Origin of the sequence: Sphingomonas sp. OTU376 (assembly GCF_038440415.1) — a bacterium.
In the GTDB taxonomy this organism is placed as follows: Bacteria; Pseudomonadota; Alphaproteobacteria; order Sphingomonadales; family Sphingomonadaceae; genus Sphingomonas; species Sphingomonas kyeonggiensis_A.
In genome coordinates this window covers 15,796-38,828 of record NZ_JASATQ010000035.1, presented here as the reverse complement: position 1 = coordinate 38,828, position 23,033 = coordinate 15,796, and the positions used below count along the sequence as shown (strand labels likewise).

Genomic DNA, 23,033 nt, shown 5'->3' with positions numbered 1-23,033 from the left:
ATGTAAACAGAAGATCGGGAGAGGACATGGCCGAGCATTTCGACGTGGTGATCGTAGGCGCCGGAATCTCCGGCGTCGGCGCGGCCTGGCACCTGCAGAAGAACAGCCCGGACCGCTCCTATGTCGTGCTCGAGGGGCGCGAGCGGCTGGGCGGGACCTGGGACCTGTTCCGCTATCCGGGCATCCGATCGGACTCGGACATGTTCACGCTCGGCTTCTCCTTCCGGCCCTGGACCGAGAGCAAGGCGATCGCCGACGGTCCCTCGATCCTCAACTATCTCGACGAGGCCGTGAAGGACTACGGCATCGACGAGCATATCCGCTATTCGACGCGGGTGACGGGGGCGAGCTGGTCTTCAGCCGACGCATTATGGACCGTCACCGCCGAACGGGGCGGGGAAGCGGTGACCTTCACCTGCGCCTTCCTGTTCCTGTGCACCGGCTATTATAATTACGCGCGGGGCTACACGCCCGATTTCGCCGGCGTGGCAGACTTCAAGGGGCGGGTGGTCCATCCGCAATTCTGGACGCCGGAGATCGACTACAAGGACAAGCGCGTCGTCGTGATCGGCAGCGGCGCGACCGCGGTGACCCTGGTGCCCGAGCTGGCCAAGCAGGCGGCGCATGTGACGATGCTGCAGCGCTCGCCGACCTACATCGTCTCGCGGCCCTCGCAGGACGCGGTGGCGAACTGGATGCGCAGCTGGATGCCGGCGAAGACCGCCTATGGCATCACGCGGTGGAAGAATGTGCTGCTCCAGCAATTCTTCTACGGGCTGGCGCGCAAGAACCCGGACAAGGCCAGGGAACGGATCGTCCAGATGGTCCAGGACGAGCTGGGACCGGACTATGACGTGGGGACGCACTTCACCCCGCGCTACAATCCCTGGGACCAGCGCGTATGCCTGGTGCCCGATGCGGACCTGTTCGCTTCGATCAAGACCGGCAAGGCCGAGGTGGTGACCGACACGATCGATCACTTCACGGCGGACGGGCTCAAGCTCGGCTCGGGCAAGGAGATCGCGGCCGACCTGGTGGTGACCGCGACGGGGCTGGAGATCCAGCTGTTCAGCGGGATGCCGATCCGTGTCGATGGCACGGCCTTCGATCCCGGCAAGGCGATGACCTACAAGGGCATGATGTTCGCGGACGTGCCCAATTTCGCGATCTCGTTCGGCTATACCAATGCGAGCTGGACGCTGAAGAGCGACCTGACCGCGAACTATGTGACGCGGCTGCTCAATGCGATGAAGAAGCGCGGGATGCGCCAGGTGACCCCGCGGATCGCGGCGCCGGTGGAGGAAGTCCCGTTCCTCGACTTCACCTCGGGCTATGTCCAGCGCGCCAACGACAAGCTGCCGCGCCAGGGCTCGCGCAAGCCGTGGCGGCTGAACCAGAATTACGCGCGCGACGTGATGGCGCTCAAGTTCGGCGGGATCGACCAGGAGATGGAGTTTTCCAATCCTGTGGCGCGGGGGAAGGCGGCCTAGAGCAGCGCCTTCGCTGCCGCGACGCCGGTATTGTAGGCGCCGTGGGCGGTGGAGAATTCGCCGTCCGAGGTCGCTTCGCCGGCGAAGCGGATGCGCGGGTCGGCGCCGGCGCGCAGCACCGCGCGCGCGGCGTGCTGGTCGGGGCGGGCGTGGCTGTAGCCGCCCAGGACATAGGTCTCGCGGCCCCAGGCCGAGCCGGCGACGAACCGGAGCTTCCTGCGCCAGTCGCTGCCGAGCAGGTGGACCAGCTCGCCGATCGCGAAATCGGCGGCGCCGTTCAACCCTTCCTTCTCCATCGCCCGCGCGCCTTCGCCGCCGAGCATGCACTCGACCAGCGGCCGGCCGAGCGGCTTGAGCGTATAGGTGCCGGTCAGCGCGCTGCGTGGATTGCCGAGGAGATGGGCGTTGTCGTCGACATCATCCGCGTCCTCCAGCGTGAAGAACAGCTTGTCGGCCAGGCCGAGCGGGAGCTGGGCGGCGGCGTGGAGGATCGCGTCGTGCCCCGGCAGGCGGATCGCGCCGCTGGCGAGGACGTTGCTCGAGACGGTGATGATCGCGGAATTCGCGGTGATGCTCCCGCGCGGGGTCTCGATGCGGAGCTGCCGGCCCGAGGTGTCGATCGCGGTGACCGGAGTGCCGAGCACTACCGGTAGCCAGGCGGCGTGCGAGGAGACCAGCGCGCCATAGCCCTGCTCGACGCGCCAGTTCACGTCGATCGATTCGTTCTCATAGGCCTGCCAGTCGATCGCCGACATCTCGCGCATCGGGGCGCCGTTGATATAGCCGGAGAGCGCGTCGAGCGCGGGGTTCCATTCGCCGTTCGGAGGCAGGAGATCGGCGGCGCAGTCGCTGGGCGGTGGGGTGCGCATCGCCTCCATGAAGGCTTCGAATGCGTGCCACAGCGCCTGCTGCTCGGCCTTGGTCGCGCCGATTTCGCGCCATTGCTCGCCCCAGCGGGCCGGGGCGCGATAGACGGTGAAGCCGCGCGCCTCCGCAATGCCTACCCACGGGTTCTTCGGCGCCGAATGGAGCCAGCCCGCGCCCATGTCGATCGGCATGCCGGCGATATGGACGGTATGGGCGCGGCCGCCGAGCCGGTCCTGCGCCTCGAGCAGCAGCACGTCTCTTCCGGCATCGGCGAGGGTGCGCAGCGCGCCGACGCCCGCCGCACCGCCGCCGATCACGACGATGTCGGCATGGTCCGTCATGCCGCCGGCCGGCTCTTGAGCAGGGCCGAGCGCAGGCATTCGCAGACCAGTTCGCCGCGCTGGTTGAGCATGCGGTGCTGCCAGGTGACGATGCCCTGGCCGGGGCGCGACTTGCTGGGGCGCAGCTCGACCACTTCGCTCTCGGCGTGCAGCGTGTCGCCGATGAAGACGGGCTTGGGCATGCGTAGCTGGTCATAGCCGAGATTGGCGACCAGCGTGCCGGCGGTGGTGTCGCCTACGGTGATGCCGACCATCAGGCTGAAGGTGAAGGTGCCGTTGACGAGGATCTGGCCGAACTCGCTCGCCTTCGCCGCCTCAGCATCGAGATGGAGCGGCTGGGTGTTGTGGGTCATCGTCGAGAACAGCAGGTTGTCCGTCTCCGTCACCGTGCGGCGGAGTTCGTGGGCGACGGTGTCGCCAACCTGCCATTCGTCGTAGAACCTGCCTGCCATTCGATCCGCCTTCTTCTTCGTCATGCTGAACTTGTTTCAGCATCCAAGGCACCACAAGCGGTATCGCCCGTGGAAGGTTGGACCCTGAAACAAGTTCAGGGTGACGGTTGGGGTTAGTCCGCCTTCTCGACCTTCACCAGCAGCGTACCTTCGCTCACCTGGCTGCCTTGCGCCACGGTGAGCTCGGTGACGATGCCATCGAATGGGGCAGTGAGGCCATGTTCCATCTTCATCGCCTCCAGCGTGACCAGGCGCTGGCCCTTGGTGACGCTGTCGCCCTTCACGACCTCGACCGAGGTCACGCGGCCCGGCATCGGGGCGAGGATCGCGCCGTCGCCGGCGGTGCCGCCGGAGCGCCCTTCGTGCCGTACCGGTGTGAACAGAAAATTCTGGGCGTCGTCCCAGATGACGAAACCACCCGCAACCGGCTCGGCGAAGACCGGGAAGCGATTTTGCCAGTTGGGCGGCAGCTCGCGCTCATAGATGGTGCCGCCGTGCATCACGCGAATCTTGCGCTCGGGCTGCCGATTCAGCCGGAAACCGGTGATATCGCGCGACGGTTTGCCCGATGGCGCCGCGAAGGGCTGGGCACCGTTGCTCGAGAACCAGTGATCCTCCTGCTCATAGGCGGCAAGGGTGGTGATCGCGTCCATAATCACGGTCTCGCGCAGGTCGGCCGGGGGCAGGAGCGCGTCGAGATGCTTCTCGATAAAGCCGGTGTCGATCTGTCCGGCCTGGAAATCCTCATGGTCGAGCGCGCGCCGCAGAAAGGCGGCGTTGGTTCTGACCGGATAGATGTCCGTGGAATGGCAGGCGTCGCTCAACTGCTCGATGGCCTCCTGGCGGGTCTCGGCATGTGCGATCAGCTTGGCGATCATCGGATCGTAGAAAGGCGAGATCGTGTCGCCTTCCTCGACGCCGGCGTCCTCGCGAATATCCTCGAACGCGCGGTAGATTTCGAGCGTGCCTGTCGAGGGCAGAAAGCCCTTGGCCGGGTCCTCCGCATAGAGCCGCGCTTCCATGGCGTGGCCGTTGATCTCAAGCTCGTCCTGGCGGAGCGGCAGCGGCTCGCCCGAGGCGACGCGCAGCTGCCATTCGACCAAGTCCTGGCCGGTGATCTCCTCGGTCACCGGATGCTCGACCTGGAGGCGGGTGTTCATCTCCATGAACCAGATACGGTCGGCGCGCAGGCCTTCGCTGGCGTCGGCGATGAACTCGATCGTGCCGGCGCCGACATAGTCGACCGCCTGCGCGGCGCGGACGGCGGCAGCGCAGATCGTTTCGCGCGTTTCTTCGTCCATGCCCGGCGCGGGGGCTTCCTCGATCACCTTCTGGTGGCGGCGCTGGAGCGAGCAGTCGCGCTCGAACAGGTGGACCACATTGCCGTGCGTGTCGCCGAACACCTGCACTTCGATATGGCGCGGTGAGAGAATGTACTTCTCGAGCAGCACCCGGTCGTCGCCGAACGAGCTGGCGGCCTCGCGCTTGCAGGAAGCGAGGGCGTCGAGGAACTCCCCCGCAGCCTCGACCAGCCGCATGCCCTTGCCGCCGCCGCCGGCCACGGCCTTGATAAGCACGGGATAGCCGATCGCGTCCGCCTCTGCCTGGAGCCGGTCGGGAGACTGGTCCTCGCCGAGATAGCCGGGGGTGACGGGCACGCCGGCGGCGATCATCCGTGCCTTGGCGGCATCCTTCAGGCCCATGGCGCGGATGCTGTCGGGCTTGGGGCCGACCCAGACCAGCCCGGCGGCGATCACCGCTTCGGCGAAGTCGGCATTCTCCGACAGGAAGCCATAGCCGGGATGGATCGCCTCGGCGCCGGTCGCCTTGGCAGCTGCGATGATCTTGTCGCCGACCAGATAGCTCTCGCGGGCAGGCGAGGGGCCGATATGCACGGCTTCATCGGCCTGGCGAACATGGAGCGCCTTCGCGTCGGCATCGGAGAAGACCGCGACGGTGCGGATGCCCATCTCGCGCGCGGTGCGGATGATGCGGCAGGCGATCTCGCCGCGATTGGCGATAAGCAGGGACTGGATCATCGATATTCAACCATCTGGTTGTGCATTATCTTGAATCCCTTGAATCCCCACGCATGTGCGAGCGGCCGACATTGGGGCGCTCCAGAATCTCGTTTCAACATGGAAAATCCTACATTTCCAGTGCTCAAGGGTGGCGCTCCGGGAAACCATGACGTTCGGCGAGAGCCGCCAGCAACGCTTCGATGTCGTTGGCGAAGCCACCGTCCCAAACCAGGGCCGGCAGGTTCTGGTTGTCCGCGCCGATTGCCTCCACCACCGCCGCGCGGGGGCGCGGCCAGGCGACGCGGACGACGTCGATGTCCTTCGCGCGCTCGGGGAAGGTGGCGAGCAGGCCTTCCACGATCATGCATTCCTTGCAGTAGAAATGCCGCTCGCCGCCATGGGCCGGATCGGCCCAGTCGGGGTCGAGCAGGAAGAGGGTGTCGCGGCTCATTGCACGGTGCACCCGGTGGTGCGCTGCGACCAGGTGACGTTGAGCACCTTCCAGCTGCCATGCTCGCGAAGCAGGTCGAAATGGTTGATGCCGCAATGGTGCGCCTTGCCGTCGATCAGGAAGACATAGGGCGCCCAGACCATGGCGATGTCGCCATCGACTTCGATCGCGGGGGTGGAGATGCGCTCCTCCAGCTTCTCCGGGCCGGGCTTGATGCCGCCGGCGAAATCGGCCCAGCTGAGGTGGCGGATCGCGCGGCTGCCGTCGGGCTTCTCGACCGCGACGGTGGCACCGCCCTCGGGGCGCGTCTGGGCAAGGATCGCGGCGCCGTCATGCGCGGCGAGGCCGGCGAACATCGCGTTGATCGGGGCCAGCACGGCGGCGGCTTCGGCATCCTCATAGGGGAGCGGATTGGCCGGGGGGAGCTTGGCGGCGGGCGTGACGGGGCCGGACTGGGCCAGCGCTGGGAGCGGGGCGAGGAGGAGGGCGGCTGCGACAACAAGCTTCATAGCGGACCTTTCAATTCCTCCCCGAGCTAGTCTCGGGGAGGGGGACCATGCGAAGCATGGTGGAGGGGCAGGTGCGATGTTCAAGGATTATGCGCCGAAAGGGAGCAAGCGCGCCGTGCAGCGGGCGCGAGCGCGGCGACGTGAGATGAGTTTGCCGGAGGGCCTGTTGTGGCGGGAGCTGCGCAAGCGACCGGCCGGGCTCAAGTTTCGTCACGAGCATGCGACGGGTGCGTTCAGTCTCGACTTCTATTGCAGCGACGCGCGGCTTGCGATCGAGGTGGATGGCGAGGCGCATGGATTTGGCGAGCGGCCTGCCCGGGATACTCAGCGGGATGCCTGGCTGGCCGAATGCGGGATAGCGACGCTGCGGATTCCGGTGGCCGAGGTTTTGCGGGATCTGGATGCTGTATTGCGCGGGGTCGTTGCCGAGGCGCGGTCGCGATTGCCCCTCCACCACCCGGCTGCGCCGGGCGGTCCCCCTCCCCGAGGCAAGCTCGGGGAGGAATGAAGAGAAGGCGTTAGGCCTCATCACATCCGGAACACGCCGAACGCGGGCCGCTCCGGGATCGGCGCGTTGAGCGTTGCGGCCAGCGCGATGCCGAGGACGTCACGGGTCTGGGCGGGGTCGATGATGCCGTCGTCCCATAGCCGCGCGGTGGCGTGCCAGGGGTTGCCTTCGTCCTCGTAGCGCTGGCGGATCGGGGCCTTGAAGGCTTCCGTCTCCTCCGGCGTCCATTTGTCGGCATCGCGGTGGACCGTCGCCAGCACGCTCGCCGCCTGCTCTCCGCCCATCACCGAGATGCGGCTGTTGGGCCAGGTGAACAGGAAGCGGGGCGAATAGGCGCGGCCGCACATGCCGTAATTGCCGGCGCCGAAGCTGCCGCCGATCAGCACGGTGATCTTGGGTACGGTCGCGGTGGCGACAGCGGTGACCAGCTTTGCGCCATGTTTTGCAATGCCTTCCGCCTCATACTTGCCGCCGACCATGAAGCCGGAGATGTTCTGGAGGAAGAGCAGGGGGATGCGGCGCTGACAGCATAGCTCGATGAAATGCGCGCCCTTCTGGGCGCTCTCGCTGAACAGCACGCCGTTATTGGCGATGATGCCGACCGGCATGCCCCAGATATGCGCGAAGCCGCAGACCAGCGAGCTGCCGTAGAGCGCCTTGAACTCGTGGAATTCGCTGTTGTCGGTGATCCGGGCGATCACCTCGTGCACGTCATAGGGTGCGCGGACGTCTTCGGGGATGATCCCGTAAAGCTCTTCGGCTTCGTATTTCGGCGCGCGGGGATCGAGCAGCTTGAGGTCCGGCTCGCGATCGGCGGGGAGGTGGCTGATAATGTCGCGGACGATGGTCAGCGCATGCTCGTCATTCTCGGCGAGATGATCGACCACGCCCGACTTGCGCGCATGCAGGTCGCCGCCGCCCAGGTCCTCGGCGCTGATCACTTCGCCGGTGGCGGCCTTCACCAGCGGCGGGCCGGCGAGGAAGATCGTGCCCTGCTCGCGGACGATCACCGTCTCGTCGGACATGGCGGGGACATAGGCGCCGCCCGCCGTGCAGCTGCCCATCACACAGGCGATCTGCGGGATGCCCTTGGCCGACATGTTCGCCTGGTTGAAGAAGATCCGGCCGAAATGATCGCGATCGGGGAAGACCTCGGCCTGGTGGGGCAGATTGGCGCCGCCCGAATCGACCAGGTAGATGCAGGGCAGGCGGTTCTGCTCGGCGATCTCCTGGGCGCGGAGATGCTTCTTCACCGTCATCGGATAATAGGTGCCGCCCTTCACCGTGGCGTCGTTGCAGACGATCATCACGGTGCGGCCGGAGACGCGGCCGACTCCGGCGATCATGCCGGCGCCGGGGACTTCGCCCTCGTACATGTCGCAGGCGGCGAGCTGGCCGATTTCGAGGAACGGCGCGCCCGGATCGAGCAGCCGCTCGACGCGTTCGCGGGGCAGCAGCTTGCCGCGACTGGTGTGGCGGGTGCGCGAAGCCTCAGAGCCGCCGAGCGCTGCCTGGGCGACATCGGCGCGGAGCTGATCGACCAGCGCGCGGTTATGGGCGGCACGCGCGCGGAATTCCGCGCTGTCGGCCGCAACCCTCGAATCGAGCACCGGGGCGCTCATAGATAGGGCATCCTTCCTGTCCTAGTTTTCTTCTCCCTACACCGCCGGAGCGGGCATGGGAAGGTGCTGGCGAAAAGGGAAACGCAGGAGTAGCACCCCTGCCATACAGCAATACAGGAGAGTCGCCTTGAAGACCCATGCACTCCTCGTCGCGGCACTGCTCGCGACCACCGCATGCACGCCCTCCGGCAATGGCGCGGGCACCAGCGTTTCGGCCGGCACCGGCGTCGGCGTCGACCTGGTCGGGCTCGACAAGCAGGTGAAGCCGGGCGACGATTTCGAGGAATATGCGAATGGCGGCTGGCGCGCCAAGACCGAGATCCCGGCCGACCGCACCGCGACCGGCATGTTCCTCGACGTGTTCAACAAGTCCGAGGCGAACAACAAGGCGATCATCGACGCCGCGCTGAAGGCCAATGCAGCGGCGGGCACTGACACGCGGCGGATCGCCGACTGGTACAATGCCTATACCGATACCGGCGCGATCGAGGCGCGGGGGATCACGCCGCTCAAGCCGACCCTGGATGCGATCGCGGCGATCAAGGACAAGAAGGCGCTTTCGGCGATGCTCGGCGGCAATGTCCGCGCCGACGTCGATCCGCTCAACGCGACCAACTTCCACACCGAGAATCTGTTCGGCCTGTGGGTGAGCCAGGCGCTCGACAAGCCTGACGTGACCGTGCCCTATGTGCTGCAGGGCGGGCTGGGGCTCGAGGACCGCGACTATTATCTCTCGCAGACCGAGGAGATGAAGAAGGCGCGCGAGGGCTACAAGGCGTATCTGGTCAAGATCTTCACGCTGGCCGGAATGAGCGATCCGGCGGCGCGTGCCGGGCGGGTGTTCGACCTGGAGACGAAGATCGCGACCGCGCATACCGACCTGGTCGCCAGCCAGGACGTGAAGAAGGCGGATAACTGGTGGAAGAAGGCCGACTTCGCCGCCAAGGCGCCGGGGATCGACTGGGACGGCTTCTGGGCCGCGGCGGGCCTCGGCTCGCAGCAGGAATTCATCGTCTGGCAGCCCGATACCGCGGTGAAGCTGGCCAAGCTGGTCGAGAGTGAGCCGGTCGAGGCGTGGCAGGACTGGCTGGCCTTCCACCAGATCAACCAGGTCACCTCGGTGCTGCCGAGCCGGTTCGACCAGGCGAGCTTCGACTTCTTCGCGAAGCAACTGCGCGGCCAGCAGGCGATGCGTCCGCGTGACAAGCGCGCGATCGCCAGCGTGAACAACAATCTGGGTGATGCGGTCGGCCAGCTTTATGTGAAGGACTATTTCCCGGCCTCATCCAAGGCCGACATCCAGAACATGGTGGCCAACATCAAGGCGGCGTTCGACAAGCGCGTCGCCGGGCTCAGCTGGATGGACGAGGCGACCAAGGCCGAGGCGCGCAAGAAGATCGAGACGATGCGCGTCGGTGTCGGCTATCCCGAGACGTGGCGCAGCTATGCGTCGCTCGACGTGAAGGCGAACGATCCGGTCGGCAACCTGATCCGCGCGGACAAGGCAGAGACGGCGCACCAGCTCGCCAAGATCGGCAAGCCGGTTGACAAGGGCGAGTGGTGGATGACGCCGCAGACCGTCAACGCGGTCAACCTGCCGTTGCAGAACGCGCTCAACTTCCCGGCGGCGATCCTGCAGGCACCGTTCTACGATCCCAAGTCCGATGCGGCGGCGAACTATGGCTCGATCGGCGCGACGATCGGACATGAGATCAGCCACAGCTTCGACAATACCGGTTCGAGTTTCGACAGCGCGGGCAAGCTGCGCAACTGGTGGACGCCCGAGGATCTCAAGCATTTCGAGCAGGCGAGCGCGGCGCTGGCGGCGCAGTATAGCGCCTATGAGGTGCTGCCCGGGCTGTTCCTCAACGGCAAGCAGGTGCTGGCCGAGAACATTGCCGACGTGGCGGGGCTGACCGCGGCCTATGAGGCGTATCACGCTTCGCTCAAGGGCAAGGAAGCGCCGGTAATCAACGGGCTGACCGGCGACCAGCGCTTCTTCCTCGCCTTTGCCCAGAGCTGGCGCGAGAAGCAGCGCGACCAGGCGCTGCGGGCCGAAGTGGCGACCGATGCGCACGCGCCGGGTCGCTGGCGTGCCTTCACCGTGCGCAATCTCGACGCATGGTATCCGGCGTTCAATGTCCAGCCGAACGAGAAGCTGTACCTGACGCCCGACAAGCGCGTGAAGATCTGGTGAAATTGGCGTCGTGCTCACTCCTTTGAGTGGGCACGACACCCCAAGGCCAGATTGATCGAACCGCCGATCCGCCTCCAGGCTGGCACCGTCGCCAATCCGGTGACGCCTGCCTGGAGTGAAGATCATGGATAGCAAAGCCGACACGCCAACGGTCGTTCTGGTGCACGGCGCCTGGGCGGACGGATCGAGCTGGCAGCGGGTGATCCCGTTGCTGCAGGCTGAAGGGCTGAGCGTGGTCGCGGTGCAGAACCCCACCAATTCGCTGGCCGACGATGTCGCGGCGACGCGGCGCGCGCTGGATGCCGTGGCCGGGCCGGTGGTGCTGGCCGGCCATAGCTGGGGCGGAGCGGTCATCACCGAGGCCGGGGCGCACGACAAGGTGAAGGCGCTGGTCTATGTCGCCGCCTTCGCGCCCAAGGCGGGCGAGACGCTTGGCGCGCTGGTCGGCGCGTACCCCGCACCGCCGGCGCTGGGCCGGATCAGCGACGACGGCAACGGCTATCTCAAGATCAGCGAGCAGGGTTGGATCGAGGATGTCGCCAATGACCTGCCCGAAGCCGAGGCGCGGGTGCTGGCGGCCGTCCAGCCGCCGCTCGCCGCCAGCACCTTCGGCGACACGGCGACTATCGCCGCCTGGGAAAGCCTTCCGTGCTGGTATCTGGTCTCTGCCGAGGACCGGGTGGTGAACGTCGATCTCGAGCGCCAGTTCGCGGCGCAGATGAACGCCAGGACCACCGAGCTGAAGGCCGGGCATCTTTCGCTGCTGTCGCAGCCCGAGGCCGTCGCGGCGGCGATCCTCGAGGCGGTGGAGACCGTGAAGGCAGGGTGACCGGATGCGCCTCCCCGGGCAACGCTCGGGGAGGTTTATCGGTGCGGGCCGGGCAGCACGATGCTCGCCACCAGCCCGCCGATCGCGATGACGAAGGCGGCGCCGACCAGCCAGGTCAGCAGGCCGATCGAGAAATTGCCCGGGTTGCTGTTCGCCGGATCGTAGAGCTTCCCGAAGAAGCTGCCGTAGAGCATGCCGACCGCCACGCCCCAGCTTGCCGCGAAGAAGCTGCGGGTGGCGAAACTCTGGCGGCCGATGAGAATCGCGGCGGCGATCATCATCGCGCCGGCGAGCATGTCGTCCATCCAGAACACCGCCGGGCGGCCCGCACCCCAAGAGCGATAACCTTCGCCCGCCATCAGCAGGATCGCGCCGATCACGCCCAGGATGCGCAGCGCCTTCAAGCGCCGATCAGCTCCCGGCCGATCAGCATGCGGCGGATTTCGTTGGTGCCCGCGCCGATGTCGAGCAGCTTGGCGTCGCGAGCGAAGCGCTCGACCGGCCAGTCCTTGGTATAGCCGGCACCGCCCAGCGCCTGGATCGCCTCGAGCGAGACTTTCACCGCGCTCTCGGACGCGAGCAGGATCGCGCCGGCCGCGTCGAAGCGGGTGGTCTTGCCCGCGTCGCAGCTCTTCGCCACGGCATAGACGTACGCACGCGCGCTGTTGAGCGCGACGTACATGTCCGCCACCTTGGCCTGCATCAGCTGGAAATGGCCGATCGCCTGGCCGAACTGCTTGCGCTCGCGGATATAGGGCAGGACCACGTCGAGACAGGCCTGCATGATGCCGAGCTGGATGCCCGAGAGCACGGTGCGCTCATAATCGAGGCCGGACATCAGCACGCCGACGCCGCCGTTGAGCGGGCCCATGACGTTTTCCTCGGGCACTTCGCAATCGTTGAACACCAGCTCGGCAGTGGGCGAGCCGCGCATGCCCATCTTGTCGATCTTCTGGCCGATCGAGAAGCCGGGCATGTCCTTCTCGATCAGGAAGGTGGTGATGCCGCGCGAGCCCTCGCCGGTCTTGGCGTAGACCACCAGCGTGTCCGCATAGGCCGCGTTGGTGATCCAGAACTTGGTGCCGTTGAGGACGTAGCCCCGATCGGTCTTCTCGGCGCGCAGCTTCATCGAGACGACGTCCGAGCCGGCGCCGGCCTCCGACATGGCGAGGCTGCCGACATGCTCGCCCGAGATCAGCTTGGGAAGGTACTTCGCCTTCTGCTCCGGGTTGGCCCAGCGGCGGATCTGGTTGACGCAAAGGTTTGAATGGGCGCCGTAAGAGAGGCCAATCGAGGCCGAAGCCCGGGCGATTTCTTCCTGCGCGATGACATGCTCGAGATAGCCGAGGCCCAGGCCGCCAAACTCTTCCTCGACGGTGATGCCGTGCAGGCCGAGCTCGCCCATGGCGGGCCAGAGCTCGTCGCGCGGGAACCAGTCCTCGGCATCGATCTTCGCGGCAAGCGGCTCGATACGCTCCTTGGCGAAGCGCTGCGTCGTCTCGCGGATCATGTCTGCGGTTTCGCCCAGGCCGAAATCGAAATCGGGGGTCATGGCCACTCTCCAAAGATGGTCAGTATTGCTGACTTATTATCGCCTCTAATCCCGCATTTCGCGAGCCCGCGCAAGGACGATCAGGCAGTGACGATCTTGCCGTCGATCACCGTCACCGGCCAGGGGCGGAGCTTCGCGCCAGTGCACGGGCCGCCGACGCAGACGCCATCCTCGATCCGGTAAAGCGCGCCGTGCCAGCTGCACTGGATATGGCTGCCATCGGGGGTGAGGTAGTCGTCGAGCTTGTTCGACAGCGGCAGCGCCATGTGTGCGCAAAGGTCGAGATAGCCGCGCACGGTTTCGCCCCGGCGGACGACGAAGCCGTGGAAGCGGCCGGCGCGCATTTCGAGGACGAAGTTGCGCGCCTTGCCGTCGGCGATCAGGTCGAGCGGGCCGAGGGTGACGTTGGGAGGCGTTTCGGTGAGGCGTTCACTCACTTGGGCAACTGCGCCTTTGGGAACCCCTCCCACGCCGCGTCATAGTCGGGCTGGGCGCGGTCGAGGGCGTAGCGGGTCGGTTTATAGGGCCAGCAGGTCTCGACCATGAAGGCCATGGTACCGGCGATCTTGTGCGGCTTGAGGTCCGCGTTGGTCGCACCCTGCCAGCTCGTCACGTCGGGGCCGTGGCCGGCCATCAGGTTGTGCAGCGACAGGCCGCCGGGCGCGAAGCCTTCGGCCTTGGCGTCATAGGCGCCGGTGATCAGCCCCATCGCCTCGGACATGATGTTGCGGTGGAACCAGGGCGGGCGGAACGTGTCCTCGGCGACCATCCAGCGCGGCGGGAAGATCACGAAGTCCGCATTGGCGCGGCCCGGCACGTCCGAGGGCGAGGTCAGTACCGTGAAGATCGAGGGATCAGGGTGGTCGAAGCTCACCGTGTTCATCGTGTTGAACCGGGAGAGGTCATAGCGCCAGGGCGCGAGATTGCCGTGCCAGGCGACCACGTCGAGCGGGCTGTGGGGCAGGGTGGTGGTCCACAGGTGGCCCAGGTGCTTCTGGATCACTTCGAAGGGCTCGTCCCGATCCTCGAACCAGGCGGCGGGCGTCTCGAAGTCGCGTGGATTGGCGAGGCCGTTCGCGCCGATCGGGCCGAGATCGGGCAGGCGGAACAGCGCGCCGTGGTTCTCCGCGACATAGCCGGTCGCGCTGCCATCGGGCAGCAGCGCGCGGAAACGGACGCCGCGCGGGATCAGGGCGACCTGGCCAGGGGCGACATCGATGCGGCCGAGCTCGGTCAGCAGGGCCAGCCGGCCCGCCTGCGGGATGAAGAGCAGCTCGCCATCCGCGTCGAAGAAGACGCGGGCCTCCATGTCCTTGTTGGCGGCATAGACATGCACCGCCACGCCCTCGAGATCGGCGGGATCGCGGTTGGCTAGCATCGTGACCATGCCATCGACCAGGTCGGTGCCCGGGGCGGGTGCCTCTACCGGGTTCCAGCGCAGGCGATTGGGGGGCAGGGGCTCGCCGGGCAGGTCAGCCGCGAAATGCGGCGCGCCCTGATAGCGGGTGAAGGGCGGATGCTCGGCGGTTGGGCGCAGGCGATAGAGCCAGGACCGGCGGTTCTCATGGCGCGGCGCGGTGAAGGCCGTGCCCGAAAGCTGCTCGGCATAGAGGCCATAGGCCGGCTTTTGCGGGCTGTTGCGCCCAACCGGCAGGGCGCCGGGGACCGCCTCGGTCGAAACATGGTTGCCGAAGCCGGGGAAATAGTCGGTCATCGCATCCTCTCCATGCCGGACTCTCTGTAGCGGCGCACATAAAGTGTCAAATGTTACTATCTGGCGACGGGCCAGCTTTAGGGGCGCGAACCTAAACTTTGTTGGGCGGCAGCGGGTTAATTCCTACTTCTTTAGTAGGTTTAATTCCGGAGTCGTAACCAATGGCCACCACCAGCGCAGCCGCACCCCCGCGGCGCCTACCGAGCTTCGGCGTGCAGGTTGCGATCGGCATGGTTGCCGGGCTGGCGCTCGGGCTGGCGGCGCGCTCGATCGGCGGCGACGCCGAGACGGCCAATGGCCTGGCTCAGGCGCTGCAGACGATCGGGCAGATTTTCGTGCAGCTGCTCAAGGTGCTGGTGCCGCCGCTGGTGTTCACCGCCATCGTCGCGTCGATCGCGGCGCTGCGTGATCTCAACAATGCCGCGCGGCTGGTGGTGCGAACCTTGCTGTGGTTCGCGATCACCGCGGGCATCGCGGTGGCGATCGGCATCACCTTGGGGTTGGTGCTCCAGCCAGGGCATCATAGCGCGGTGGCGGCTGCCGCTGCCGTCGCGCCTTCGAGCACGGGCAGCTGGCTGGACTTCCTCAAGGGGCTGGTGCCGGCCAATTTCCTGGGGATCGCCGCTTCGACCAAGCTGAATGACGGCGGCGCGACCACCGGGCTTTCGTTCAACGTGCTCCAGATCATCGTGCTGGCGGTCGCGATCGGCGCGGCGGCGGTGAAGGCGGGCGAGGCGGGGCATCGCTTCCTCGACTTCAACGCCTCGGCGCTCTCCGTGTTCAGGCTGCTGCTGCGCTGGGTGATCCGGCTGACCCCGATCGGCACCGCCGCGCTGATCGGCGACGCGGTGGTCCGCTATGGCTGGGAGTCGCTGGCGGCGCTCGGCACCTATGCGGGCGCGGTCTATCTCGGTCTCGCGCTGGTGCTGCTGGTCGTCTACCCGGTGCTGCTGTTCGCGCATGGCCTGAGCCCGCTGCGCTTCTTCGCCTCGGCCTGGCCGGCGATCCAGCTCGGCTTCGTCTCGCGCTCCTCTGTCGGCACCCTGCCGGTTACCGAGGAGATCACCGAGCGCGCGCTGGGCGTGCCGCGGGCCTATGCCGCCTTCGCCGTGCCGCTGGGTGCCACCACCAAGATGGACGGCTGCGCGGCGATCTATCCGGCGATCTCGGCGATCTTCGTCGCGCAATTCTACGGCATCCCGCTTGGGCTGGAGCATTATGCGCTGATCGCGATCGTATCGGTGCTGGGCTCGGCCGCGACCGCGGGCCTGACCGGCGCGACGGTGATGCTGACGCTGACCCTGTCGACGCTCGGCCTGCCGCTGGACGGGGTGGGGCTGTTGCTCGCCATCGACCCGATCCTCGACATGGGCCGGACCGCGACCAATGTGGCGGGGCAGATGCTGGTGCCGGTGATCGTCGCCAAGCGCGAAGGACTGCTCGACGAAGCGCGGTTCCGGGAAGGGGCCGGGGACGAAGTGCGGGGCGAGCCCGCCTTTGCCTGAAGGTTGTGGCCGGGGTGGAGCAGCGCGTTACGCTACAAGCGTCGCTCCCCCCGGTCTCCCTCTCCAAACTTCCGTCCACCCTAACGCGGGTGGCATGAAATGGTTCACTCAGGCCGGCGCATTACGCTACGGAATGCGGCTACGCAATCGCGGCCGTTTTCGCGTGCCTGTGTGAAGAAAGCGTTCAGGCGTCGACCTTGATTACGCCGCGGCGGATCTGGTCTAGCTCGATGGATTCGAACAGCGCCTGGAAGTTGCCGTTGCCGAAGCCTTCATTGCCCTTTCTTTGAATAATTTCGAAGAAGATCGGGCCGAACATGTTCTCGGTGAAGATCTGGAGCAGGATGCCCTCGTCGCCGACATTGCCGTCGATCAGGATGCGGTTCTTGCGCAGGCGCTCAAGGTCCTCGCCATGGCCGGGGACGCGCTTGTCGACCAGCTCGTAATAGGTCTCGATCGTGTCCTGCAGCTTGACGCCGCGGGCGCGCAGCCGCTCGACCGTGTCGAAGATGTCCGGGGTGGTCAGCGCGAGGTGCTGGATGCCTTCGCCCTTATACTCGCGGATGAACTCCTCGATCTGGCTCTTGTCGTCCTGGCTCTCGTTGAGCGGGATGCGGATCGCCTTGTCGGGGGCGATCATCGCCTGGCTGAACAGGCCGGTCGCCTGACCCTTGATGTCGAAATACTTCTGCTCCTCGAAGGCGAAGAGCGTCTTGTAGAACTCCGACCACACCCGCATCTGGCCGCGGCGGACATTGTGGGTGAGGTGATCGAGCAGGTCGAGCCCGACATTGTTCTCGGCCTCGGCGGCTTCCCAGCCATCGAACGCCGCCCAGTCAGCATAGAGATCGGTGCCGTCCTGGATGAAATAGAGGTACGAGCCGCCGATGCCCTGGATGACGGTGTCGTCTTCCTCGGTCGGCTTGGCGCCGTGCGCGAGCGCCCACTCCATCGCCTTGGCCGGATCGGCGACGCGGAAGGCCATCGCGCTGGCCGAGGGGCCGTGCTCGCCGCGGAACGCCGCCACGCGGCCGGCCTCGTCGCGGTTGAGCATCAGGTTGATGCGGCCCTGCTTGTAGCGGGTGATGTTCTTGGTCGGGTGCCGATGCGTCGGCACGAAGCCGAGCTGCTCGAACTGCTTCCCCATCGCCTCGGGATCGGGCGAGGTGAATTCGACGAATTCGAAGCCGTTGAGGCCGAGCGGATTTGCAGGATCGGTCATGGGGCACGCTCCAAGATTATGGGCGTGCGCTAGTCCGATGTGGAGGTAGTGTCAATTGATACTAGTTGCTCGGTGCAAACAGCCGTCATCCCGGCGAAAGCCGGGATCTCAGGCGAAGTCACAGGAAAAGAGCCGCACGAGATCCCGGCTTTCGCCGGGATGACGGAGTGTTACAGCCCTTCGCCGCCGACCCAGTGTGCGTTGGAGAGCCGCCGGGCGACGCTCCAGGTCTGGGTGCGGATATCGGGCACCGCGACGATTTCCCAGAAGGCGCCGCGGGTCATCGGGCCGAGCGCGTAGAGATTGCCGTTGGGGCCCCCAGCGGCGTTGATCGTCTGGCCCTGGTTGTCGACATCGATGCCGAGATGCGCCGCATCCGGGCGGATCATGCCGCGCGCCGCGAGCTTCTGGAGCAGCGGCTCCTCGGTGCGGTTGAGATCGCCCAGCGGGCCGGTGCAGTTGATGATGCGCTGGACCGTCATGGTCTCGGCCGCATCGGCACCGCGGCGGCGCAGCGTGACCTCGATGCCTTCGGGCTTCTCCTCGAAGCCGAGCGTCTTGCCGGCGATCACCTCGAGCTGGCCGCGCTCGATCACTGCCATCAGCCGGGCATAGACCTCGGGCGCGAGACGGTGGCGATGCACGTCCCACCAGGGGCGGAGATGGCGCAGGAAGCGGCCGCGCTCGGCTTCGCTGGCATTGCCCCACATCGCCTGGGTGAAGGGGCGCAGCTCATCGACCGCGTTGCGCCAGCCGATCTCCTCGCCGCGGTTGCGGACGGCCTGGAGCAGGCGCGAGGCGGTGGTGGCGGGGCGTTCCTGCAGCTTCTTCCAATCGCTGCCCGGGGCATGGCTGCGCGGGAGCAGGCCGCGGCGGGAGAGGGCGACGATCTTGCCCTGGAAGCCGCGCGCATCGAGCAGCAGGACGACGTCGATCATCGTCAGGCCGGTGCCGATCACCAGCACGGTATCGTCGGGGCCGAGACCCTCCGGCACGCTCGCGTCCCAAGGATCGCCCTTGTAGCGGCTGCCCGACAGCGCTTCGGGATCGAGGCCGGGCGGATCGTGCGGGGGCAGGTTGCCGACCGCGAGCACGGCGGCATCGGCTTCGATCGTCTGGCCCTTGAGGCGCACGGTCACGCCATCGGCGAATTCCAGGTCGTCGACCTCATCGCGCACCAGCCTGAGCCGGTCGGGATGGTCGAGCAGCGCGGCATCGAGCAGCTCGCGCAGATATTCGCCATAGGTGACGCGGGGGATGAAGGCGGTCGCCGCATTCTCGACGCCGCGCGCTTCGAGCCAGCGGACGAAGTGCGAGGGATCGTCCGGAAAGGCGCTCATATTGGCGGCGCGGACGTTCAGCACATGGCTGGGATGCGCGGCGCCATAGGCGAGGCCGAGGCCGGCCACCGGTGCGCGTTCGATCAGGGTTGCGCGGGGGCCTTCGTGGCGGAGCAGGTTGATCGCCTGCAACGTACCCGAAAAGCCCGCGCCGATAATGGCGACGTGCTCGATCATGTCAGGCGGTCCCCCCGCTCAGATTTCGTATTCGATCTGCCACTCGGGCTGCTGATGCGCGAGCGGCTTGGCGTTCATGCCCGGCTGGCGCGCCATCATCTGCGCATAGAGCCGCTTCACGGCGTCGCTGGCGGTACGGGCGAACAGCGACGGGAAGATCGAATGGACGACGCAGGCAGCGCCACCGACGATCATGGTGAAGCCGAATCGTGCAGCGGTTGCGGCATGCTCGCCATAGGTCTCGCCGACGGCGCGCGGGTGGGAGAGGAAAAAGCGCTCGAACATGGGCGGACTCTACCGCGCTGCGGCGAAGCTGTGAAGTACAGCTTTTGCGATCACAAGCTGGGCTATCCACGGAAAAAAGCTTGCCCCTGAGAGGCGCTTCGCCGAACCTGTCTGTCAGGCGTGCCAAAGAGCGCGCGAAGCGACGGGGGTTCCAACCACGGCAGGACTGTGGTTGGTTAGCGCTAACAAATAAGGGGAAGATAGCTTGAGCCAGGATCTGACGTCCGACACCCCGTCGGCGCCCGAGGGCGATCATCACACAGCCACGAAGAACGAGAAGATGGTGATCGCGGCATCGTCGCTGGGCACCGTGTTCGAGTGGTACGACTTCTACCTCTACGGCCTGCTGGCGACGACGATCTCGGCGCAGTTCTTCGCCGGGGTGAACGATACCACCGCCTTCATCTTCGCGCTTGCCGCCTTTGCTGCAGGCTTCGCGGTGCGGCCGTTCGGCGCGCTGGTTTTCGGGCGGATCGGCGACCTGGTCGGGCGCAAGAATACCTTCCTCGTCACCATGGGAATCATGGGCGGATCGACCTTCGCGGTGGGCCTGCTTCCCAATTTCGCGACCGCCGGCGTGGCCGCGCCGATCCTGCTGGTGACGCTGCGCGTGCTGCAGGGCCTGGCGCTGGGCGGCCAATATGGCGGTGCCGCCACCTATGTCGCCGAGCATGCACCCAACCATAAGCGCGGCCTCTATACCAGCTGGATCCAAACCACGGCGACGCTCGGCCTGTTCGCCTCGCTGCTGGTGGTGATCGGCACGCGTTCCTGGCTGGGCGAGGAAGCCTTTGCGAGCTGGGGCTGGCGTGTGCCGTTCCTCGCTTCGATCCTGCTGCTCGGCGTGTCGCTCTGGGTGCGGCTGCAGCTCAACGAGAGCCCGGTCTATGCCCGGATGAAGGCGACCGGCAACGTCTCCAAGGCGCCGCTGACCGAGGCGTTCCTGCGCTGGGGCAATTTGCGCATCGTCCTCATCGCGCTGTTCGGCGCGGTCGTCGGCCAGGCGGTGGTCTGGTACACGGGGCAGTTCTACGCGCTGTTCTTCCTCGAGAAGACGCTCAAGGTCGACGGGATGACGGCGAACGTGCTGATCGCCGTGGCGCTGGCGCTGGGTACGCCGTTCTTCGTGTTCTTCGGCTGGCTCTCGGACAAGATCGGGCGCAAGCCGATCATCCTGGCGGGCTGCCTGCTCGCCTCGATCAGCTATTTCCCGCTGTTCCACGCGCTGACCCAGGCGGCGAACCCGGCGCTGGCGGAAGCGCAGGCCAAGGCGCCGGTGACGGTCTATGCCGATCTCGCGACCTGCTCGGTACAGTTCGATCCGATCGGCAAGAACAAGTTCGACAAGACCGGCTGCGACATCGCCAAGTCGACGCTTGCCAAGGCCGGTGTTCCCTATAGCACTGAGGCTTATGGCTCGGGCGAAGTCAGCATCGGTGGAGCGACGACAGCGGCGGGCGACCTGAAGACCTATTCCGCGCGGCTCAGCGCGGCACTGAAGGCCGCTGGCTATCCGGCCAAGGCGGATGACGCCCGGATCAACAAGCCGATGGTGATCGCGATCCTGTTCGCGCTCGTGCTGCTGGTGACGATGGTCTACGGCCCGATCGCCGGCATGCTGGTCGAGCTGTTCCCCAGCCGGATCCGCTACACTTCGATGTCGCTGCCCTATCACCTGGGCAATGGCTGGTTCGGCGGCTTCCTGCCGGCGACGGCCTTCGCGATGGTCGCGGCGACCGGGGACATCTATTACGGGCTCTGGTACCCGGTGGTGGCTGCGGCCTGCACCTTCATCCTCGGCCTGTTGCTGCTCCCCGAGACGTTCAGGAAGAAGATCGAGGATTGACCGTAGAAACCGTACGCACGTGGCTTGCCGAGCATGCGCCCGATCTCAGCCTGATCGAGCAATCGGCAAGCACCGCAACGGTGGCGGAAGCGGCGGCGACGCTCGGGGTGGAGCCCGGGCGCATCGCCAAGACGCTGGCGCTGCGGGTGGGTGAGGGCGTGCTGCTCGTCGTCGCCCGCGGCGACGCCCGGCTCGACAATCCGAAGACCAAGGCCGAGTTCGGCGGCAGGGCCTCGATGCTTGGCGCCGAAGAGGCGGAGGTGTTGACCGGGCATCCGGTGGGCGGCGTCTGCCCCTTCGGACTGGCGACGCCGCTGCCGGTCTATTGCGACGTGTCGATCCGCGGGTTCGACACGGTGTTCCCGGCTGCCGGATCGCGCACCGCGTCGGTGGAAGTCGAGCCCGAGCGGCTGGCCGGGCTGGTCTCGCAGCGCTGGGTGGATGTCTGCAAGTTGGCCTGAGGCCGGTTCAGAGTTTGTGAGACAAGGCGTCGCTGTTCCCCGGCGAAGGCAGGGGCCCAGTCTCGGCGAACCTGGTTTGGCTCAGGAATCTCTCGGACGGCATTGCAACTGGGGCCCGGCCTTCGCCGGGGAACAGCTTTCTTGAAGCGCGCCGCTATTTCGACTTGGTCGACCCCTCCCAGGCCGGGGTCGGCTTGCGATAGTCGAGCGCGGGCGTACGCGTGCCGAGCAGCGCGTTGTACTTGAAGTCCGGGCCGCGCGCCTTGTCGAGCTCTGCCCGGGCTTCCTTCAGAACCTCGGGCGACAGGAACAGGTCCGCGCCGGTGAGCGCGATCGTCTTGGCGGCGACGGTGGCGCCCTTGATGCCGATCGACGAGCCCGAGGCGGCGACCGCCTGCCAGCTGTGCGCCGGGGTGCCGGGCACCCAGGTCGCGGTGCTGAGGCCGATCGTCGGCACGGTCCAGCTGATGTCGGACACGTCGGTCGAGCCGCCGCCGTCCGGGCCGCGCTCGCGCGAGCTGGTCTGCTTCACCGAGTCGAGCGACTTCTGCGTCGGCAGGCTCTTCTGCAGCTCGGTCGCCCAGGCGATCTCCTCGGGTGTCCAGGTCTCGCCGCCGACCGCGTTGAGGTTGCTGCTCATCACCTTGGCGAGCGTCTCGCTCGCGAGCATCGAATAGACACCGCCGGTGATCTCGTAATCGACCGTGGTGCCGGTCGCCATCGCCGAGCCCTCGGCGGCCTTGACCACGCGGCCCCACACGTCGCGGACGATCAGCGGATCGACGTTGCGGACATAATAATAGCTCTCGGCGAAGTCGGGGACGACGTTCGGGGCTTCGCCGCCGGCGGTGATGATGTTGTGGATGCGCGTGGACGAGGGGATGTGCTCGCGCATGAAGTTCACCGCGACGTCCATCACCTCGACGCCGTCGAGCGCGGAGCGGCCCTTGTCGGGCGAGGCGGCGGCATGGGCGCTGACCCCGTGGAAGCGGAACTTGCCCGAGATGTTGGCCATGCTCTTGCCGGTCGACACCCCATTGGCGTCGCCGGGGTGCCAGTGGAGCACCGCCGAGACATCGTCGAACAGGCCGGCGCGGACCAGATAGACCTTGCCCGAGCCGCCTTCCTCGGCCGGCGAGCCATAGACGCGCAGTTCGCCCTGGACCTTGTTGGCGATCATCCATTCCCGGATCGCGATCGCCGCCTCGACGCTGGCGGCGCCGAACAGATTGTGGCCGCAGCCATGGCCGGCGGCCTTGCCGGCAATCGAGGTCTTGGTGGGGGCATTGGTCTGGGCGAGGCCGGGCAGCGCGTCATATTCGGCGAGGATGCCGATCACCGGGCCGCTGCCCTGCTTGAAGCTGGCGACGAACGCGGTCGGCATGCCGGCGACGCCGGGGGTGACGGTGAAGCCCGCCTTTTTCAGCCGTGCCTGGAGCAGGGCGGAGGACTTGGTTTCCTGGTAGCCGACTTCGGACCAGCCCCAGATCGCCCTGGCGGTGCTCTCGAGATCGGGCGCGCGCTTGTCGATGCCCGACAGGATCGCGCCGCGCTGCGCCTCGGGTACGGCCTGGGCTTGGGCGGAAAGCGGCGCGAACATGCTCGCCAGCAGCAGCGCGGTCCTGATCTTCATGTCCTGCATTC

The 23,033-nt window shown here is 66.6% G+C and carries 21 protein-coding genes; 7 read left to right on the top strand and 14 right to left on the bottom strand.

Annotated elements, in window-relative coordinates:
• The first annotated feature begins 26 nt into the window (after positions 1-26).
• A complete protein-coding gene (locus AAHM44_RS15010; protein WP_342250491.1) occupies positions 27-1,490 on the top strand; it encodes a flavin-containing monooxygenase in 1,464 nt (487 codons plus the stop codon).
• Here the strand turns inward: AAHM44_RS15010 and AAHM44_RS15005 are convergent.
• The 5 genes from AAHM44_RS15005 to AAHM44_RS14985 form a co-directional block, all read right to left on the bottom strand.
• Positions 1,487-2,698 (bottom strand): flavin monoamine oxidase family protein, encoded by a 1,212-nt coding sequence (locus tag AAHM44_RS15005; protein ID WP_342250490.1) that lies wholly within the window; start codon positions 2,696-2,698, stop codon positions 1,487-1,489. The two genes, AAHM44_RS15010 and AAHM44_RS15005, sit on opposite strands and share 4 nt — an antisense overlap.
• Positions 2,695-3,150, bottom strand: a complete 456-nt coding sequence (locus AAHM44_RS15000) for a MaoC family dehydratase (protein ID WP_269575513.1) — start codon at positions 3,148-3,150, stop codon at positions 2,695-2,697. Before AAHM44_RS15000 ends, AAHM44_RS15005 begins: the two co-directional genes overlap by 4 nt.
• Before the next feature lie 113 nt (positions 3,151-3,263).
• Complete coding sequence (locus AAHM44_RS14995; protein WP_342250489.1) at positions 3,264-5,189, bottom strand: acetyl/propionyl/methylcrotonyl-CoA carboxylase subunit alpha; 1,926 nt, start codon at positions 5,187-5,189, stop codon at positions 3,264-3,266.
• A gap of 124 nt (positions 5,190-5,313) precedes the next feature.
• Complete coding sequence (locus AAHM44_RS14990) at positions 5,314-5,622, bottom strand: DUF3088 family protein (RefSeq protein ID WP_269575511.1); 309 nt, start codon at positions 5,620-5,622, stop codon at positions 5,314-5,316.
• A complete protein-coding gene (locus tag AAHM44_RS14985; RefSeq protein ID WP_342250488.1) occupies positions 5,619-6,131 on the bottom strand; it encodes a hypothetical protein in 513 nt (170 codons plus the stop codon). The genes AAHM44_RS14990 and AAHM44_RS14985 overlap by 4 nt, the downstream gene beginning before the upstream one ends.
• Positions 6,132-6,207: 76 nt before the next feature.
• Between AAHM44_RS14985 and AAHM44_RS14980 the strand changes: the two genes are divergently transcribed.
• Entirely contained in the window at positions 6,208-6,639 is a 432-nt protein-coding gene (locus AAHM44_RS14980) for an endonuclease domain-containing protein (RefSeq protein WP_269575509.1), read from the top strand.
• Between the two features lie 20 nt (positions 6,640-6,659).
• Here AAHM44_RS14980 and AAHM44_RS14975 read toward each other — a convergent pair whose 3' ends face one another.
• Positions 6,660-8,261, bottom strand: coding sequence for a carboxyl transferase domain-containing protein (locus AAHM44_RS14975; RefSeq protein WP_342250487.1), 1,602 nt, complete (start codon positions 8,259-8,261; stop codon positions 6,660-6,662).
• Between the two features lie 127 nt (positions 8,262-8,388).
• Here AAHM44_RS14975 and AAHM44_RS14970 point away from each other — a divergent pair, with 127 nt between their 5' ends.
• Positions 8,389-10,458: a M13 family metallopeptidase gene (locus AAHM44_RS14970; RefSeq protein ID WP_342250486.1), complete on the top strand. Its 2,070-nt coding sequence runs from the start codon at positions 8,389-8,391 to the stop codon at positions 10,456-10,458.
• A 124-nt stretch (positions 10,459-10,582) separates the two neighbouring features.
• Entirely contained in the window at positions 10,583-11,287 is a 705-nt protein-coding gene (locus AAHM44_RS14965; protein ID WP_342250485.1) for an alpha/beta fold hydrolase, read from the top strand.
• A 35-nt stretch (positions 11,288-11,322) separates the two neighbouring features.
• On the opposite strand, the gene AAHM44_RS14960 is transcribed toward AAHM44_RS14965, so the two are convergent.
• The 4 genes from AAHM44_RS14960 to hmgA all read right to left on the bottom strand — a co-directional run bounded on the left by AAHM44_RS14960 (position 11,323) and on the right by hmgA (position 14,553).
• Positions 11,323-11,691, bottom strand: coding sequence for a hypothetical protein (locus AAHM44_RS14960; protein WP_269575505.1), 369 nt, complete (start codon positions 11,689-11,691; stop codon positions 11,323-11,325).
• Positions 11,688-12,839 carry an isovaleryl-CoA dehydrogenase gene (locus AAHM44_RS14955; protein ID WP_342250484.1) on the bottom strand — a complete coding sequence of 384 codons (1,152 nt, stop codon included), beginning with the start codon at positions 12,837-12,839 and terminating at the stop codon, positions 11,688-11,690. Before AAHM44_RS14955 ends, AAHM44_RS14960 begins: the two co-directional genes overlap by 4 nt.
• Positions 12,840-12,919: 80 nt before the next feature.
• On the bottom strand, positions 12,920-13,276 hold the full coding sequence (locus AAHM44_RS14950) for a Rieske (2Fe-2S) protein (RefSeq protein ID WP_269575503.1): 357 nt from the start codon (positions 13,274-13,276) through the stop codon (positions 12,920-12,922).
• Positions 13,273-14,553, bottom strand: a complete 1,281-nt coding sequence (hmgA, locus tag AAHM44_RS14945) for a homogentisate 1,2-dioxygenase (protein WP_269575502.1) — start codon at positions 14,551-14,553, stop codon at positions 13,273-13,275. The genes AAHM44_RS14950 and hmgA overlap by 4 nt, the downstream gene beginning before the upstream one ends.
• A gap of 161 nt (positions 14,554-14,714) precedes the next feature.
• On the opposite strand from hmgA, the gene AAHM44_RS14940 reads away from it, so the two are divergent.
• The gene (locus tag AAHM44_RS14940) at positions 14,715-16,058 is read left to right on the top strand and encodes a dicarboxylate/amino acid:cation symporter (RefSeq protein ID WP_342250483.1); all 1,344 of its coding nucleotides are present in this window, start codon (positions 14,715-14,717) and stop codon (positions 16,056-16,058) included.
• Between the two features lie 184 nt (positions 16,059-16,242).
• Here AAHM44_RS14940 and hppD read toward each other — a convergent pair whose 3' ends face one another.
• The 3 genes from hppD to AAHM44_RS14925 form a co-directional block, all read right to left on the bottom strand.
• Positions 16,243-17,280 (bottom strand): 4-hydroxyphenylpyruvate dioxygenase, encoded by a 1,038-nt coding sequence (gene hppD, locus AAHM44_RS14935; protein WP_184165644.1) that lies wholly within the window; start codon positions 17,278-17,280, stop codon positions 16,243-16,245.
• Positions 17,281-17,450: 170 nt separating this feature from the next.
• Complete coding sequence (locus tag AAHM44_RS14930) at positions 17,451-18,797, bottom strand: FAD/NAD(P)-binding protein (protein ID WP_269575499.1); 1,347 nt, start codon at positions 18,795-18,797, stop codon at positions 17,451-17,453.
• 18 nt (positions 18,798-18,815) lie between these two features.
• Positions 18,816-19,082 carry a DUF6356 family protein gene (locus AAHM44_RS14925; protein ID WP_184165650.1) on the bottom strand — a complete coding sequence of 89 codons (267 nt, stop codon included), beginning with the start codon at positions 19,080-19,082 and terminating at the stop codon, positions 18,816-18,818.
• 280 nt (positions 19,083-19,362) lie between these two features.
• Between AAHM44_RS14925 and AAHM44_RS14920 the strand changes: the two genes are divergently transcribed.
• Together AAHM44_RS14920 and AAHM44_RS14915 are read left to right on the top strand one after the other, a co-directional pair.
• Positions 19,363-20,928, top strand: coding sequence for an MFS transporter (locus AAHM44_RS14920; RefSeq protein WP_269576465.1), 1,566 nt, complete (start codon positions 19,363-19,365; stop codon positions 20,926-20,928).
• A complete protein-coding gene (locus AAHM44_RS14915) occupies positions 20,925-21,389 on the top strand; it encodes a YbaK/EbsC family protein (RefSeq protein ID WP_342250482.1) in 465 nt (154 codons plus the stop codon). Before AAHM44_RS14920 ends, AAHM44_RS14915 begins: the two co-directional genes overlap by 4 nt.
• A 154-nt stretch (positions 21,390-21,543) precedes the next feature.
• Here the strand turns inward: AAHM44_RS14915 and AAHM44_RS14910 are convergent, their stop codons facing one another.
• A complete protein-coding gene (locus AAHM44_RS14910) occupies positions 21,544-23,022 on the bottom strand; it encodes an amidohydrolase (RefSeq protein WP_342250481.1) in 1,479 nt (492 codons plus the stop codon).
• Positions 23,023-23,033: the final 11 nt, after the last annotated feature.

Bases quoted from the DNA above. Each gene is read 5' to 3' on its own strand.
- AAHM44_RS15005 (WP_342250490.1), bottom strand. From the start codon at position 2,698: ATGACGGACCATGCCGACATCGTCGTGATCGGCGGCGGTGCGGCGGGC.
- hppD (WP_184165644.1), bottom strand. From the start codon at position 17,280: ATGACCGATCCTGCAAATCCGCTCGGCCTCAACGGCTTCGAATTCGTC.
- AAHM44_RS14925 (WP_184165650.1), bottom strand. From the start codon at position 19,082: ATGTTCGAGCGCTTTTTCCTCTCCCACCCGCGCGCCGTCGGCGAGACC.
- AAHM44_RS14980 (WP_269575509.1), top strand. From the start codon at position 6,208: ATGTTCAAGGATTATGCGCCGAAAGGGAGCAAGCGCGCCGTGCAGCGG.
- hmgA (WP_269575502.1), bottom strand. From the start codon at position 14,553: ATGACCGACTATTTCCCCGGCTTCGGCAACCATGTTTCGACCGAGGCG.
- AAHM44_RS14965 (WP_342250485.1), top strand. From the start codon at position 10,583: ATGGATAGCAAAGCCGACACGCCAACGGTCGTTCTGGTGCACGGCGCC.
- AAHM44_RS14910 (WP_342250481.1), bottom strand. From the start codon at position 23,022: ATGAAGATCAGGACCGCGCTGCTGCTGGCGAGCATGTTCGCGCCGCTT.
- AAHM44_RS14940 (WP_342250483.1), top strand. From the start codon at position 14,715: ATGGCCACCACCAGCGCAGCCGCACCCCCGCGGCGCCTACCGAGCTTC.
- AAHM44_RS14985 (WP_342250488.1), bottom strand. From the start codon at position 6,131: ATGAAGCTTGTTGTCGCAGCCGCCCTCCTCCTCGCCCCGCTCCCAGCG.
- AAHM44_RS15010 (WP_342250491.1), top strand. From the start codon at position 27: ATGGCCGAGCATTTCGACGTGGTGATCGTAGGCGCCGGAATCTCCGGC.
- AAHM44_RS14990 (WP_269575511.1), bottom strand. From the start codon at position 5,622: ATGAGCCGCGACACCCTCTTCCTGCTCGACCCCGACTGGGCCGATCCG.
- AAHM44_RS14995 (WP_342250489.1), bottom strand. From the start codon at position 5,189: ATGATCCAGTCCCTGCTTATCGCCAATCGCGGCGAGATCGCCTGCCGC.
- AAHM44_RS14975 (WP_342250487.1), bottom strand. From the start codon at position 8,261: ATGAGCGCCCCGGTGCTCGATTCGAGGGTTGCGGCCGACAGCGCGGAA.
- AAHM44_RS14955 (WP_342250484.1), bottom strand. From the start codon at position 12,839: ATGACCCCCGATTTCGATTTCGGCCTGGGCGAAACCGCAGACATGATC.
- AAHM44_RS15000 (WP_269575513.1), bottom strand. From the start codon at position 3,150: ATGGCAGGCAGGTTCTACGACGAATGGCAGGTTGGCGACACCGTCGCC.
- AAHM44_RS14930 (WP_269575499.1), bottom strand. From the start codon at position 18,797: ATGATCGAGCACGTCGCCATTATCGGCGCGGGCTTTTCGGGTACGTTG.
- AAHM44_RS14920 (WP_269576465.1), top strand. From the start codon at position 19,363: ATGGTGATCGCGGCATCGTCGCTGGGCACCGTGTTCGAGTGGTACGAC.